Source organism: Paracoccus versutus (assembly GCF_000763885.1).
Taxonomy (GTDB): domain Bacteria; phylum Pseudomonadota; class Alphaproteobacteria; order Rhodobacterales; family Rhodobacteraceae; genus Paracoccus; species Paracoccus versutus.
On the sequence record NZ_JRKO01000092.1, the window covers coordinates 1 to 14,176 of the forward strand.

The window sequence follows — 14,176 nt, forward strand, 5'->3', positions numbered from 1 at the left end:
GCCCCCGCCCCGCAAAGCGACACCGACCGCAAGGTGGCCGCGCTCAAGGCCGAACTGTCCGCCCTGGGCCTGACCGGCAAGGACGTGCATCTGACGCTGCGCGGCGACACCGTGGTCATCTCGGGCAAGGCGCGCGACCAGGAAACCCTGGAAAAGCTGATCCTGGCGGTCGGCAACATCAAGGGCATCGCCCATGTCGAGCTGGCCGAGGGTGCCGGCACCGAAGCCCCCGCAGCAGCGGCGGCGCAGCCCCTGTTCCATACCGTCAGGAAGGGCGAGACGCTTTCGGCCATCGCGCAGCAATACCTGGGCAAGGCCAGCCGCTACCCCGAGATCTTCGAGGCCAACAAGCCCATGCTCAGCCACCCCGACAAGATCTATCCCGGCCAGACCCTGCGCATCCCCCAGGGCTGAGCCCAGGGCTGAACCCAGGGCGCGACGCTGCGTTTTGGCCCCGGCGTGGCGTCGCGGAATGCTTGCCAGCATGCTGATTGTTGGACCATTCTGCCTGTCGGCGGGGCACGACCCCGAAAGGGAGAACGGGAGGTAAAGAATGGCCAGGTTCGCGAGCGTCGCAGACCGCGATGCGGTCGAGGCGGAGATGCCCTATGCGCAGCGTCAGGTGCCGCGCACCGTCTATGAGGCGCTGACCCAGACCCGCGACCGCCATCCCCAGCGCCCGGCGATCAGCTTCCAGCTGTTCTCGGACCCCAAGGCGCCGGCCCGCACCCTGACGTGGACCGAGCTGCACGAGCGCGTGACCGAGACCGCAAACCTGTTTCGCAGCCTCGGCGTCGGGCCGGGGGACGTGGTGGCCTATCTGCTGCCCAATTGCATCGAGGCGCCGATCGTGCTGCTGGCGGGCGCGACGGCGGGCATCGTGAACCCGATCAACCCGCTTCTGGAACCCGACCACATCGCCGCCATCCTGCGCGAGACCGGCGCCAAGGTGCTGGTGACGCTGAAGAGCTTCCCCAAGTCCGAGGTCGCGCAGAAGGCGGCCGAGGCGGTGGCGCAGGCCCCGAACGTGCAGACCGTGCTGGAGGTCGACCTGCGCGGCTACCTGACCGGGCTCAAGCGCATGCTGGTGCCGCTGATGCGGCCCAAGGTGCCCGCCCGCCACCATGCCAAGGTCATGGATTTCGAGGCCGCCGCCAGCGCCTGCAAGCACAACCGCCTGACCTTCGACGAACCGGCCGAGGACCGCGTCGCCGCCTTCTTCCACACCGGCGGCACCACCGGCATGCCCAAGGTCGCCCAGCACAAGCAATCGGGCATGATCTACAACGGCTGGCTGGGCGGCACGCTGCTGTTCAGCGAAACCGACGTGCTGATGTGCCCCTTGCCGATGTTTCACGTCTTCGCGGCCTATCCGGTGCTGATGTCCTGCCTGATCTCGGGCGCGCAGCTCATCATGCCGACGCCGGCCGGCTATCGCGGCGAGGGGGTGTTCGACAATTTCTGGAAGCTGATCGAACGCTGGCAGGCGACCTTCCTGATCACCGTGCCCACCGCCATCGCCGCGCTGATGCAGCGGCCGGTCGATGCCGATGTCTCGTCGCTCAAGACCGCGATCTCGGGCTCGGCGCCCCTGCCGATCGAGCTTTACAACCGCTTCAAGGCCGCGACCGGGGTCGAGATCGCCGAGGGCTACGGGCTGACCGAGGCGACCTGCCTCGTCTCCTGCAACCCGATGGACGGGCTGAAAAAGGTCGGCTCGGTCGGCATCCCCCTGCCCTATACCCATGTGCGCATCCTGCAGCGCCGCAACGGCGGCTTCCACGAATGCGCCATCGACGAGATCGGCGAGATCTGCGTGGCCAACCCCGGCGTCTTCGAGGGCTCGACCTATACCGAGGCCGACAAGAACCACGACCTTTTCGCCGAAAGCCGCTTCCTGCGCACCGGCGACCTGGGCCGGATGGACGGCGACGGCTATCTGTGGATCACCGGGCGCGCCAAGGATCTGATCATCCGCGGCGGCCACAACATCGACCCCGCCGAGATCGAGGACGCGCTGCTGTCCCATCCCAAGGTCGCCGCCGCCGCCGCCATCGGCCAGCCCGACTCCTTTGCGGGCGAGCTGCCCTGCGCCTATGTCGAGCTGATCGCCGGCGCCGAGGTCTCGCTGGACGAGCTGATGGACCATGCCCGCGCCCATATCCACGAACGCGCCGCGGTGCCCAAGCATATCGGGATCCTGCCCGAACTGCCCAAGACCGCGGTGGGCAAGATCTTCAAGCCGACCTGCGCAAGCTGGCGATCCGCCGCGTCTATGACGCCGCCCTGGCCGAGGCCGGGCTGGCCGCCGAGGTGGCCGAGGTGGTCGACGACCGCAAGCGCGGCCTGGTCGCCCGCATCCGCCCCAGGGGCGAGGTAGACCGCGACGCCGTCGCCCAGCTGCTTGGCCAATACGCCCTGCCCTGGGAATGGGAATAGGGCCCGCCGGCTCTTTCAACCGGCCTTCGGCGGAATGCCGTCGCAGGCCGGTTTAGCTTGCATCGTCAAGGAGGTGTTGCCAAACAAGGCCGAGATTGGGAGTGTTCGCCTGGCAGGCGAATCGCCGTGTATGTGTTTGAGAGTGTAAATTGAACGAGCCTTGTCCTCCATTGCCCGATCAGGGCTGGTCCAGAAAAACGATTACCCTGCAAGATGCGATTGTGGTCCCTCCGCGGGAATCCCGCCCCCGGACACCAAGCGGTGTCTGGAAGGACGGCGACATTGCCGAGGCAGCCACCTGGCGCTTTGCCACGCGCATGTCACTCCCGCTTTCCGAGGCGCCCGAGCCTACGGAAAGCCTCAAGGGCCACTATCTTTTTGGCGGAATGTTCTTTGGCCACTTCGGTCTGTTTATTACGGAAACGATTTGCAGACTCTGGAGTGTAAAGGACAGCTATGATGGGATTGTCTTCACTCCCAAGCATGCCAATCTTATCCATTTCAAGAAGCACCACAAAGAGCTTTTCAGGATTTTCGGTATAGATTGCCCGCCGCTGATACTCAGCACTCCGACAATGGTTGAAAATTTGACCGTTCCCGGTCAAGGCTTCGGACTTGGCGACATCGCCACCGGGACCGAAGAATTCAGGAACTTCCTCCGCAAAACCGTCGGGAAAATTCCGGCGAATGGCCCCGAAAAGATCTATATCTCACGAACCAAGTATGAAGCCACGGGCGGTATCTTGGGCGAAATGATCCTGGAGGAGAACCTGCGCCGGTCGGGTTATGTCGCAGTATTTCCTGAAAAAATGTCTTGGACAGAACAGTTGGCGCTTTACCGCGCCGCCCGGAAAATCATCAGCCTGGACACATCCGCCCTTCACATGGCCGGGATGGCGGCCGACCCGGACAAGGATATTGCCGTCATCCTGCGCAGGAACAATGCCGAACACCATAGCATGCGCCTGCAGCTCAGGGGAATGATGGGAAAGGATCCCTTGCTGATCAACAGCCTGGTCGCCGAATATCTGGTGCCCGGCAAGAAGCCGAACCACAACAGCTGGGGCCAGGTGGATTTCAGGGAAATCCATGCGACATTGCTGGAGCATGGCTATCTGGACGCGGATGCGGCCTGGGACATTCCTTCGGACGAAATCATTCAGGCCGACGTCGCCGAGGCCGAGCGGCGCGCAAAGGGAAGCCTTGCCTACACGCCGGTCACGAAACGGTTCGCACAATGAAGAACACCATGACCATAGTCGGGATTTGCCGCTTTTCCATGATCGGCCGCGGCGATTGGAAAGCCTATCGCAACGTCGAAGAAAACGACCTGGAACCGATCTACAAGCAAAAGGAGCAGGAGCTTTTCGGCGACGAGCGGATGAAGGCCCGTTTCGTGACGTTCGAGCAGTTGACGCTGGCGTCCCTGGACGCGCAGACCGACCCCGATTTCAAGCTGCTCGTCATCTCTTCGGACCGGATGCCCAAGGTCTATCGCGACCAGCTGCAAAGGCTTTGCGACGCGCGCCCCTATGTGGTGCTGCGCTTTGTCCCGCCGATGCATGTCGCCGATGCCCAGGTCCAGACGCTCAAGGAAATCGGGCTGGAATTGCAGGATTGCCTGCAATTCCGCCTCGACGACGATGATTGCCTTTCAAAGGATTATATCAGGAAGCTGCGCAAGCATGGCGATACCCTGTGGAAGGCGCATGGCGCCTTCGCCGTCAGCTTCCCCTCGGTGATCTATTCGGTCATCGACGGGCCGACGCAAGGGCTTTACCGCTGGTTCAACCCCTTCCTCGGCGTGGGTGTCGCCGTGCGCCATCCGCAACGCACGGTGTTCGGCTTTGCCCATTATCGCATCCCGACGGTCATGGTCGCCCTGACCGACCCCTCGGTGCCCAGCATCGTGACCCATTACGGGATGAACGACACGCCGCGGCACGCCAAGGAAATCCTGGCCAAAAGGGGCATGAAGAAAGCGCCGCGCGACGAATTGGATCGCCTGATCACGCGGCATTTCGACTACCTGTCGGAAACGGGCATGAAGGCCGCCGGGTTTCGATAACAGCCTGCGAAGAAAAAAGGGGGCAGATCCGCCCCCTTTCCTTCATCTTACCGCGTGAACTTCTTGTATTTCACCCGCTTCGGCTCGACCGAATCCGGGCCGAGGCGGCGGATCTTGTCGGCCTCGTAATCCTCGAAGTTGCCCTCGAACCATTCCACATGCGCATCGCCCTCGAAGGCCAGGATATGCGTGCAGAGCCGGTCGAGGAAGAAACGGTCGTGCGAGATGATGACGGCGCAGCCGGCGAAATCCTCCAGCGCCGCTTCCAGCGCCTGCAGGGTTTCCACGTCCAGGTCGTTGGTCGGTTCGTCGAGCAGCAGCGCGTTGCCGCCGGATTTCAGCAGCTTGGCCATATGCACCCGGTTGCGCTCGCCGCCCGAGAGCAGGCCGACCTTTTTCTGCTGGTCGCCGCCCTTGAAGTTGAAGGCCGAGCAGTAGGCGCGGCTGTTCATCGTGGCATCGCCCAGCTCGATCTGCTCGGCCCCGCCCGAGATTTCCTCCCAGACGGTCTTGTTCGGGTCCAGCGCGTCGCGCGACTGGTCCACGTAGGACAGTTTCACCGTGTCGCCATAGGTGATCTCGCCCGCGTCCGGCTGTTCCTGCCCGGTCAGCATCCTGAACAGCGTCGACTTGCCGGCACCGTTCGGGCCGATCACGCCGACGATGCCGCCCGGCGGCAGGCTGAAGGTCAGATCCTCGATCAGCAGCTTGTCGCCCATGGCCTTCTTCAGGCCGTCGACCTCGATCACCTTGCTGCCCAGCCGCTCGCCGTTGGGGATGATGATCTGGGCGCGGGTCAGCTTTTCGCGCTCGGACTGGCTGGCCAGTTCGTTATAGGCGTTGATCCGGGCCTTCTGCTTGGCCTGGCGCGCCTTGGCACCGGCGCGGATCCATTCCAGTTCCCGCTCCAGCGTCTTCTGCTTGGCCTTGTCCTCGCGCGCTTCCTGTTCCAGCCGCTTGGCCTTCTGCTCCAGCCAGGCGGAATAATTGCCCTCGTAGGGGATGCCGCGGCCGCGGTCGAGTTCCAGGATCCAGCCGGTGATGTCGTCCAGGAAATAACGGTCGTGGGTGACGATCAGGATGGTGCCGGGATATTCGATCAGGTGCTTTTGCAGCCAGGCGATGGTCTCGGCATCCAGGTGGTTGGTCGGTTCGTCCAGCAACAGCATGTCGGGCTGCTCCAGCAGCAGCTTGCACAGCGCCACCCGGCGGCGTTCACCGCCCGACAGGCTTTCCACGTCGGCGTCATCCGGCGGGCAGCGCAGCGCCTCCATGGCCACGTCGATCTGGCTGTCCAGATCCCACAGGTTCTCGGCGTCGATCTCGTCCTGCAGCTTCGCCATCTCCTCGGCGGTCTCGTCCGAGTAGTTCATGGCAAGTTCGTTGTAGCGGTCCAGCTTGGCCTGCTTGGCCTTGACCCCTTCCATGACGTTGCCGCGCACGTTCAACGCCGGGTCCAGCTGCGGCTCCTGCGGCAGGTAGCCGACGGTCGCGCCCTTGGCGGCCCAGGCCTCGCCGGTGAAGTCCTTGTCGATGCCGGCCATGATGCGCAGCAGCGTCGATTTGCCGGCGCCGTTGACGCCGACGACGCCGATCTTGACGCCGGGCAGGAAGTTCAGGCGGATGTTCTCGAAGGTCTTCTTGCCGCCCGGATAGGTCTTGGACACCCCGTCCATGTGGTAAACGAACTGGTAGGAGGCCATGATCTTTCCCCGTCTCTGAAATCCGTGTGAACTTGGCCGCTATGTAGTCGAGCGGGAACGAAAGGGGAAGGCTCAGCGGAAAGCCTTGGTGAATTCCGGGCCGAAGCTTTGTTCCAGAAAGGCGAATTGCGGCTCGAGCTTGTCGCGCAGCCGGGCGCGGGCCTGGTCGGGCACCACCAGCGCATTGTCCGAGGCGAAGACCTTCTTGCCGAGGTCGCGATAGTCATGCGGCCGCAGGTCCAGGAAGTCCTCGACCCGGCGCAGCAAGCCCAGGGGATCGCGGGCGATCATGCCGAAGGGCAGGTAAAGCAGCCGGTCGGGGCCGAAATGCGCGTTCCAGCGCGGCACATAGGTCATGTAGTCGCCGCGATCCATCAACTCGGGGGCCTCGACCTCGGCCAGCCAGTCCTCGACGGTGGCGGGCTTACGGCGCGCCCGCGTCAGGTTCATCTTGAGCTGCGAGACGGCGCGATCGACCGGGTGGCGGATGATATAGATGAACTTCGCCTGCGGCAGGAACTTCGCCAGGAACTCCACGCCCTCGGCCGGCAGGGTCGAATATTCCGGGGTCACGTCGATGGTCCTGGCGCCCTGGGGCGCCGGGGCGAAGACCAGCTTGTACCAATGGTTGGTGAACATCGGCTCGCGGGTGACGCGGTCCAGGTAGCGCACCATCTCGCGCGGCATCTCTTCGCCGCGGGCGGCCCAGCGTTTCTCGATGTTCTGGCGGCCGCGGCGGAAATGCCAGGGCAGCCATTTGCGATGCTCCTCGATGAAGCGGTGGTTGAAGAACTGCACCTCCTTGAACGGAGGCGTCCAGACATCGGGATGCTGGCCCAACATCTGCGAGAGCCACGTGGTGCCGGCCTTTTGCGCGCCGATGCCCAGGAAATCGGGTTTGCGGGGTTTGCCTTCGGGATCCCAGTTCATCATGCCGCCTTGCTGCGTCGCGCTGCCGCCTGATTAAGCCAGCGGCGCGGGCGCCACAACCTGCGCGATTGTCGCCGCCTAGAGCCGGCCCCAAAGGTCGTATTCGCCGGCCTCGTCCACGGTGACGGTGACGATGTCGCCCGGCGCCAGCGCCTCGAAACCCTGGTCGATGAACAGGTTGCCGTCGATCTCCGGCGCGTCGGCCTGGGTGCGGCAGGTCGCGCCCTCGTCGTCCACGCTGTCCACGATCACCTCGATGCGCCGGCCGACCTTGGCCGCCAGCTTGGCTTCCGAGATCGCCTGCGCCTTCTGCATGAAGCGGTCCCAGCGGTCCTGCTTGACCTCGTCCGGGACGTGGTCGGGCAGGTCGTTCGCGCGCGCGCCCTTGACGTTTTCGTATTGGAAGCAGCCGACGCGATCCAGTTGCGCCTCGTCCAGCCAGTCCAGCAGGGTCTGGAACTCGGCCTCGGTCTCGCCGGGATAGCCGACGATGAAGGTCGAGCGCAGGGTGATCTCGGGGCAGGCGGCGCGCCAGGCAGCGATCTCGTCCAGCGTCCGCGCCGCCGCCGCCGGCCGGGCCATGCGCTTCAGCGTGTCCGGGTGCGCGTGCTGGAAGGGGATGTCGAGATAGGGCAGCACCAACCCCTCGGCCATCAGCGGGATCAGGTCGCGCACATGCGGATAGGGATAGACGTAATGCAGCCGCACCCATGCCCCCAGCGACCCCAGGTCGCGGGCCAGGTCGGTGATATGCGCCCGATGCCCACGCTCCTCGGCGAATTTGCGGTCGAGCCCGTAGGCCGAGGTGTCCTGCGAAATCACCAGCAGCTCGCGCACCCCCGCCTCGACCAGCTTTTCCGCCTCGCGGATCACGGCATGGGCGGGGCGGCTGACCAGCTTGCCGCGCATGTCGGGGATGATGCAGAACTTGCAGGCGTGGTTGCAGCCCTCGGAGATCTTCAGGTAGCTGTAATGGCGCGGCGTCAGCTTGACGCCCGAGGCCGGCAGCAGGTCGACGAAGGGATCGGGGCTGGGCGGCACGGCGTGATGCACCGCGTCCAGCACCTGCTCGTATTGCTGCGGCCCCGTCACCGCCAGGACCGAGGGATGCGCGCCGGTGATGTATTCCGGCTCGGCGCCAAGGCAGCCGGTGACGATCACCTTGCCGTTTTCCGCCAGCGCCTCGCCGATGGCCTGCAGGCTTTCCGCCTTGGCGCTGTCCAGGAAACCGCAGGTGTTCACGATCACCGCGCCGGCGCCCTTGTAGTCGGGGCTGATCGCATAGCCCTCGGCCCGCAGGCGGGTCAGGATGCGTTCGCTGTCCACCAGCGCCTTGGGACAGCCGAGGCTGACCATGCCGATGGTGGGCTGCCCGTCCCTTCGCGTGGTGTCGAAGATCGGGCTGGGGGCTAGATCGGGGCGCAACAGGGGCGGGTTCTGGCTCATGGCCGGCATATAATGCGGGTCGCGGCGCTTGTTAAGCCGCAAGCGCGGCTCGCCGGAACGTCATTTGGACTTGTGCGTTCGCCAAGGCATAGCAGGGAACATGAGCATGCCTTCCCTCCTGACCCGCCTTTCTTCGGCGCTTGTCCTGGCGCTGGCCCTCGGCGCCGGAGTCGCCAGCCTGCCCGCGACGGCCGAGGCGCAGCCGCGCGGCAAGCCCATCGTCATCATGAACAACCGCGGTGGCAATGTCGTCGAGGCGATCCGCCAGCGCAACAAGCTGGCCGCCAGCGGCCGCCCGGTCGAGGTGCGCGGCTATTGCCGCTCGGCCTGCACGATCTATATCACCCTGCCCAATGCCTGCCTGGGGCCCAGGGCGACGGTGGGCTTCCACGCGCCCCGCATCCCCGGCACCACCATCATCCCGCCCATCGTGGACGAGCTAATGGCGCAATATTACCGCAACGGCATCCTGCACATGTGGAACGCGCGCTGGAAACATTCGTTGAAGATGCAGAAGATCTCGGCCCGCGAATATGTCCGGCTTGATCCGCAGACGCGGCTGTGCCGGAACTAGATGACAGCTCAGCGGCCATATGTCACATTTGTCTGCAAGGGAGGAGCCATAATGATTCGACATTGCATTTTCATTTCCGCCACAGCCCTTTTCTGGGCGACGGCGGCCGGGGCGCAGGACGCGGCAACCGAGACCCCGCAGCCGCTGCGGCAAGGCGCCGGCAGCGCGGCGCAGGCGGCGCCGGGGCTGCTCGGCTGCGCGATCTGGGCCGACCGCGAGCGGCTTGCCCCGGCCTATCGGCAGCTGGCGCAGACGCATGGCCGCGACACGGCGGAAAGCTGGCTGCGGCAGCAGACCACCGCCTACAACCTGCACGCGGCCCGGATGGGCAAGGCGGCGGCGCCCTGCCCGGCCTGAACCGTCATTCGCGCAGCCGCCAGCCGGTCAGGAAGATCCAGCGGATCGCGCCCATGCAGACCAGGATCATCAGCGCGACCGCGCCCAACGACAGCCCGACCGGCACGTCGGCAAAGCCGAAGAAGCTCCAGCGGAAGCCCGAGATCAGGTAAAGCACCGGGTTGAGCTTGGCCACGCCCTCCCAGAAGGGCGGCAGCATCGAGGCCGAATAGAAGGCCCCGCCCAGGAACACCAGGGGCGTGATGACCATCATCGGCACGATCTGCAACTGCTCGAAATTCTTGGCCCACAGGCCGATGATGAAGCCCAGCAGCGAAAAGGCCACGGCGGTCAGCAGCAGAAAGGCCAGCATCCAGAACGGATGGGCGATATGGACGCCGGTGAACCAGAAGCTGGTCGCCAGGATCACCAGCGCGATCATCACCGCCTTGGCGGCGGCGGCGCCGACGAAGCCCAGCGTGACCTCGATCCAGCCGGTCGGCGCGACGAGGATCTCGTAGATCGTGCCCGAGAATTTCGGGAAATAGATGCCGAAGCTGGCATTGGCCACGGATTGCTGCAACACGGTCAGCATCATCAGCCCCGGCACGATGAAGGCGCCGTAGGGCACGCCCTCGACCGCCTGGATGCGCCCGCCGATGGCCGCGCCGAAGACGACGAAGTAAAGCACCGTGGACAGCACCGGCGAGGCCAGCGATTGCCAGACCGTGCGGAAGAAACGCGCCATCTCATGGCCGAAGACGGCGCGGGCGGAACGCCAGTTCATGCGGTTTCCTCCTCGACCAGCGACATGAAGATCTCTTCCAGGCTGCTCTGCTTGGTCGAGACGTCGCGCACGGCAAGGCCCCGCTCGGCCAGTTCGGCCAGCAGGTGGGCGATGCCGGTGCGCTCGGCCCTGGTGTCGTAGTCATAGCCCAGCTCGCGGCCGTCGGCCGAAAGCACCAGCCCGCGCCCGGCCAGGTCGGCCGGCAGCGCCGCCAGCGGCTCGTAAAGCGAGATGGTCAGGTGCTTCTTGCCGAATTCGCCCATCAACGCGTCCTTGGACCGGACCAGCAGCAATTCGCCGCGGTTGATGACGCCGATGCGGTCGGCCATGTCCTCGGCCTCTTCCAGGTAGTGGGTGGTCAGGATGATGGTCACGCCCTCGGCGCGCAATTCGCGCACCACCTGCCACATCTCGCGCCGCAGGGTCACGTCCACCCCGGCGGTCGGCTCGTCCAGGAACAGCACCTTGGGCCGGTGCGACAGCGCCTTGGCGATCAGCACCCGCCGCTTCATGCCGCCCGACAACTCGCGCGTCTTGGCATCGCGCTTGTCCCACAGCGCCAGGCTGCGCAGCAATTGCTCGATATAGGCGTCGTCCGGCGGCTCGCCGTAGAGCCCGCGGGTAAAGCGCACGCAGTCGATGACCGTCTCGAAGGGCTCCAGCGCGATCTCCTGCGGGACAAGGCCGATCAGCTTGCGCGCCGCGCGCCAATCCGTGCGGATGTCGTGGCCGCCGACGCGCACCGTGCCGCCGCTGGGCACCACCAGGCCGCAGATGATCGAGATCAGCGTGGTCTTGCCCGCCCCGTTCGGCCCGAGCAGCGCCAGGATCTCGCCCTCCTCGATCTGCAGCGAGACCTCTTTCAGCGCCACCGTGCCGCTGCCGTAGCGTTTGGAAACATGGTCGATGTCGATGATCGGACGCATACCGTCCCCCTGTTCTGGCCCGAAGGCCCGCGAATCCGCCGGGCAGGTTGGACCGCAACCGCAGGCGGGCGCAATGGCGAAAACGCCCCTGACCTTGCGTCAGGGCTCAGGCCGGCGGCAGGCCGCCCGCCTCGGCCAGCAGGCGGTCGCTGGCGCTCTCGATCCGGTCCTCCAGCAATTCCATCACCGCCCCAGACCGCGGGCCGGCGGTGATCGGCGGCAGGAACTCGATCACCGCCGTGCCGCCGCGGATCGGGATGCCCTGCCGGGGCCAGAACAGGCCGCAATTGACCGCCACCGGGTGGATGGGCAGGCCGGTCGCGCGCTGGATGGTGCCGGCGCCGTGCTTGTAGGGCAGTTTCTGCCCCGGCCGGGTGCGGGTGCCCTCGGGATAGATGATCAGCTGGCCCAGCCCGCCGGGACGGGCGCGGGCGGCCTCGATCCCGGCGATGATCTGCTTCATCGCCTCCTTGCCGCGGGCACGGTCGATGGGGATGCAGCCGACCTTGCGCGCGAACCAGCCCATGACCGGCACCCGCAGCACCTCGCGCTTCATCACGAAGGCGCGGCGCGGGCAGGCGCGGGCCAGCGCCAGGATGTCGAGAAAGCTGTGATGCTTGGAGGCGACGATGCAGTCGCCGGCGGGCGGCGTGCCGCGGTATTCGACCCGGACGCCCAGGATCAGCCGTGCCGCGCCCAGCATCTGGTCCAGCCACAGGCTGGCCACGCGATGCGCGCGCTCGGGGTGGACCAGCACCTGCGGCAGGCCCCACAGCCCCAGCACCAGCGTCACCAGCGCCGCATAAAGGTAATAAAGCACCGTGCGCGGCCAATCCAGGACCGAGGCCCGGCGCGGATGATAGAGGGCCATCAGCGCACCTCGCGCAGCATCTTCAGCGCCGCCCAGCGGGTCGCGACGAAGCCGATCGCGGCGGCGAGCGGCGGGATCAGCAAGGACCAGAGCCAGCCCCAGCCCTGGAATCCCAGCCCGGTCAGGAAGCTGCCCGCCTGGTCCATCGCGGGCAGCGCCCAGATCGCCGCCATCCCCAGCGCGGTGCCGCCGGCCGCACCCATGGCGGCGCGGCGGGTAAAGCGGCGCACGAAGGCGGTGGCGATGGTGATGTCGCGCGCGCCGATCAGGCGCAGGACGCGGATCACCTGCCCGTTCGCCGCCAGCGCCGCCTTGGCCGCCAGCGTGATCATCGCCCCCGAGGCGGCGGCAATCAGCAACAGCGAGACGAGGCCCAGCACCCGCAGCCGGTTCGCGGCCGAGACCAGCGGCTGGCGCCAGCGGGTATGGTCGTCCAGCACCGCGCCCGGCGCCTCGCCCTCCAGCCGCAGGCGCAGCGCCTCGGCGTCGAAACCCTCGGCCGCCTCGGTGATCTCGATCAGGCGCGGCACCGGCAGGGCCTCGACCGGGACATCGGGGCCGAACCAGGGCTCCAGCAGCCCTTCCACCTCGTCATCGGGCAAGAGCCGCGCCTCGGCGATGCCGGGGGTGGTCTTCAGCGCCTCCATCACCGTGAGGGTCTGCTCGTCGATCTGGTCCTCGGGGGCCGAGATGCGCACGGTCACGGTCTGGGCCAGCTCGCTGGACCAGCGTTCGGCCAGCCGGCCGGTGGCCAGCGCCAGCGCCAGGGCAAAGACCGCCAGGAAGGCCATGGCCGCGGCCGAGAACACGGTCAGCTGCGCGGTAAAGCCGGTCGGCGGCACCACGCGGTCCGTCCCCGCCGGGTCGGGTCGGGTCAGCCCGCGCCACAGCGTCGCCAGGTCAAGCGATTTCAGATCGGCTTTCTTCACAGGTCCGCCCCCGCCAGTTGCAGCCTCTTGCCCGCGATGCGCAGCACCCGCGCCTGCACCTGCTGCTTGGCGGCACGGATCAGGTTCAGGTCATGGGTGGCGATCAGCACCGCCTTGCCAGAACGGTTCAGTTCGATCAGCAGCTGCAAAAGCCGCATCGACATGTCCCAGTCCAGGTTCCCGGTCGGCTCGTCCGCCAGGATCAGGTCGGGCGACATGATGACGGCGCGGGCCAGCGCGGCGCGCTGCCGTTCGCCCCCCGACAGTTCGGGGGGCATGGCGCGGGCATGGCCGGACAGCTGCACCCAGGCCAGCAACTCGCCCAGGGCCGGCATGTCCACCTGCTCGCCCGAGACCAGCAACGGCAGAGCGATGTTTTCCGCCACCGGCAGGTGATCCAGGAATTGCGTGTCCTGATGCACCACCCCCACCCGCCGCCGCAGCCCGGCGATGCCGTCGCGCGACAGCCCCTGCACATCCTGGCCAAAGGCGGTCATCCGCCCGCCGCTGGGCAGCAGGTCGGCATAGCACAGCCGCAGGAAGGTGGTCTTGCCCGCGCCCGAGGGGCCGGTCAGGAAATGGAAGGAACCCGGCTGAAGCGTCAGCGACATGTCGGCAAGCAGCGGATCGTTGCCGCTGTAGCCGAAGGACAGGTTCTGCATCTCGATCACTGGTGGTCCCTTTCCGAGCGGGCTGCTTGGCGCGCGGTTCGTGGCTTGATAGAACAGTCGCGCGGCGAATGCGAGACGCCCGCATGATCGAAACCACCCCCGACCGGAGCCGAAAGACCAGCCCATGCGCCTGACCTGCCCCCGCTGCGCTGCCCAATACGAGATCGCGGAATCCGCCATTCCCGCCTCGGGGCGCGAGGTCGAATGCTCGGCCTGCGGCCATGTGTGGCGCCAGCCCGGAACGGGAAAATCCGCCCAGGCCGCCGATCCCGCCCCGCGCCGCCCCTATGATCCGCAGGCGCGCCCGGTCCTGAACCGGCCGTTGGACGAATCGGTGCTGGCCATCCTGCGCGAGGAAGCCGCCCGCGAGCTGCGCGCCCGCGAGGCGCCGGCGCGAAAGCCCGCCCCCGATCACATTCCCGCGACGGCCGCCGCCACAGCGGCCCCGGAGGCGGCGCCAGCGACGACCGAGCCCGCCGCCAGCGACGGCCGCGCC

Annotated in this window: 14 protein-coding genes and 1 pseudogene; 7 read left to right on the forward strand and 8 right to left on the reverse strand. The window is 66.5% G+C overall.

The window, feature by feature from the left end:
• From lysM to IT40_RS24650, 4 genes and pseudogenes are all read left to right on the forward strand, one after another.
• Positions 1-414, forward strand: a 414-nt coding sequence (gene lysM, locus IT40_RS24635; RefSeq protein ID WP_036760693.1) for a peptidoglycan-binding protein LysM, incomplete at its 5' end; no start/stop codon positions are given.
• A gap of 139 nt (positions 415-553) precedes the next feature.
• Positions 554-2,439, forward strand: a pseudogene (locus tag IT40_RS24640) (acyl-CoA synthetase).
• Between the two features lie 170 nt (positions 2,440-2,609).
• Complete coding sequence (locus tag IT40_RS24645) at positions 2,610-3,680, forward strand: glycosyltransferase 61 family protein (RefSeq protein WP_139293942.1); 1,071 nt, start codon at positions 2,610-2,612, stop codon at positions 3,678-3,680.
• Between the two features lie 8 nt (positions 3,681-3,688).
• A complete protein-coding gene (locus IT40_RS24650; protein WP_072461963.1) occupies positions 3,689-4,507 on the forward strand; it encodes a glycosyltransferase in 819 nt (272 codons plus the stop codon).
• Positions 4,508-4,554: 47 nt separating this feature from the next.
• Here IT40_RS24650 and ettA read toward each other — a convergent pair whose 3' ends face one another.
• From ettA to rimO, 3 genes are all read right to left on the reverse strand, one after another.
• A complete protein-coding gene (gene ettA, locus IT40_RS24655; protein WP_036760698.1) occupies positions 4,555-6,210 on the reverse strand; it encodes an energy-dependent translational throttle protein EttA in 1,656 nt (551 codons plus the stop codon).
• A gap of 72 nt (positions 6,211-6,282) precedes the next feature.
• On the reverse strand, positions 6,283-7,143 hold the full coding sequence (locus IT40_RS24660; protein ID WP_243700162.1) for a sulfotransferase family protein: 861 nt from the start codon (positions 7,141-7,143) through the stop codon (positions 6,283-6,285).
• Between the two features lie 75 nt (positions 7,144-7,218).
• Entirely contained in the window at positions 7,219-8,586 is a 1,368-nt protein-coding gene (rimO, locus tag IT40_RS24665; RefSeq protein WP_036760716.1) for a 30S ribosomal protein S12 methylthiotransferase RimO, read from the reverse strand.
• A 106-nt stretch (positions 8,587-8,692) separates the two neighbouring features.
• On the opposite strand from rimO, the gene IT40_RS24670 reads away from it, so the two are divergent.
• The gene (locus tag IT40_RS24670) at positions 8,693-9,160 is read left to right on the forward strand and encodes a hypothetical protein (protein WP_243700161.1); all 468 of its coding nucleotides are present in this window, start codon (positions 8,693-8,695) and stop codon (positions 9,158-9,160) included.
• A gap of 51 nt (positions 9,161-9,211) precedes the next feature.
• Entirely contained in the window at positions 9,212-9,517 is a 306-nt protein-coding gene (locus tag IT40_RS24675) for a hypothetical protein (RefSeq protein WP_036760702.1), read from the forward strand.
• 4 nt (positions 9,518-9,521) lie between these two features.
• On the opposite strand, the gene IT40_RS24680 is transcribed toward IT40_RS24675, so the two are convergent.
• From IT40_RS24680 to IT40_RS24700, 5 genes are all read right to left on the reverse strand, one after another.
• The gene (locus IT40_RS24680; RefSeq protein WP_036760703.1) at positions 9,522-10,283 is read right to left on the reverse strand and encodes an ABC transporter permease; all 762 of its coding nucleotides are present in this window, start codon (positions 10,281-10,283) and stop codon (positions 9,522-9,524) included.
• A complete protein-coding gene (locus IT40_RS24685) occupies positions 10,280-11,209 on the reverse strand; it encodes an ABC transporter ATP-binding protein (RefSeq protein ID WP_036760705.1) in 930 nt (309 codons plus the stop codon). Before IT40_RS24685 ends, IT40_RS24680 begins: the two co-directional genes overlap by 4 nt.
• A gap of 106 nt (positions 11,210-11,315) precedes the next feature.
• The gene (locus IT40_RS24690) at positions 11,316-12,080 is read right to left on the reverse strand and encodes a lysophospholipid acyltransferase family protein (RefSeq protein WP_036760708.1); all 765 of its coding nucleotides are present in this window, start codon (positions 12,078-12,080) and stop codon (positions 11,316-11,318) included.
• The gene (locus IT40_RS24695; protein WP_036760709.1) at positions 12,080-13,009 is read right to left on the reverse strand and encodes a cell division protein FtsX; all 930 of its coding nucleotides are present in this window, start codon (positions 13,007-13,009) and stop codon (positions 12,080-12,082) included. Before IT40_RS24695 ends, IT40_RS24690 begins: the two co-directional genes overlap by 1 nt.
• Entirely contained in the window at positions 13,006-13,680 is a 675-nt protein-coding gene (locus IT40_RS24700; RefSeq protein ID WP_036760710.1) for a cell division ATP-binding protein FtsE, read from the reverse strand. The genes IT40_RS24695 and IT40_RS24700 overlap by 4 nt, the downstream gene beginning before the upstream one ends.
• 124 nt (positions 13,681-13,804) lie before the next feature.
• On the opposite strand from IT40_RS24700, the gene IT40_RS24705 reads away from it, so the two are divergent.
• Positions 13,805-14,176, forward strand: a 372-nt coding sequence (locus tag IT40_RS24705) for a zinc-ribbon domain-containing protein (RefSeq protein ID WP_208855414.1), incomplete at its 3' end; no start/stop codon positions are given.

Bases quoted from the DNA above. Each gene is read 5' to 3' on its own strand.
- IT40_RS24650 (WP_072461963.1), top strand. From the start codon at position 3,689: ATGACCATAGTCGGGATTTGCCGCTTTTCCATGATCGGCCGCGGCGAT.
- IT40_RS24680 (WP_036760703.1), bottom strand. From the start codon at position 10,283: ATGAACTGGCGTTCCGCCCGCGCCGTCTTCGGCCATGAGATGGCGCGT.
- IT40_RS24670 (WP_243700161.1), top strand. From the start codon at position 8,693: ATGCCTTCCCTCCTGACCCGCCTTTCTTCGGCGCTTGTCCTGGCGCTG.
- IT40_RS24690 (WP_036760708.1), bottom strand. From the start codon at position 12,080: ATGGCCCTCTATCATCCGCGCCGGGCCTCGGTCCTGGATTGGCCGCGC.
- rimO (WP_036760716.1), bottom strand. From the start codon at position 8,586: ATGAGCCAGAACCCGCCCCTGTTGCGCCCCGATCTAGCCCCCAGCCCG.
- IT40_RS24685 (WP_036760705.1), bottom strand. From the start codon at position 11,209: ATGCGTCCGATCATCGACATCGACCATGTTTCCAAACGCTACGGCAGC.
- IT40_RS24675 (WP_036760702.1), top strand. From the start codon at position 9,212: ATGATTCGACATTGCATTTTCATTTCCGCCACAGCCCTTTTCTGGGCG.
- ettA (WP_036760698.1), bottom strand. From the start codon at position 6,210: ATGGCCTCCTACCAGTTCGTTTACCACATGGACGGGGTGTCCAAGACC.
- IT40_RS24660 (WP_243700162.1), bottom strand. From the start codon at position 7,143: ATGATGAACTGGGATCCCGAAGGCAAACCCCGCAAACCCGATTTCCTG.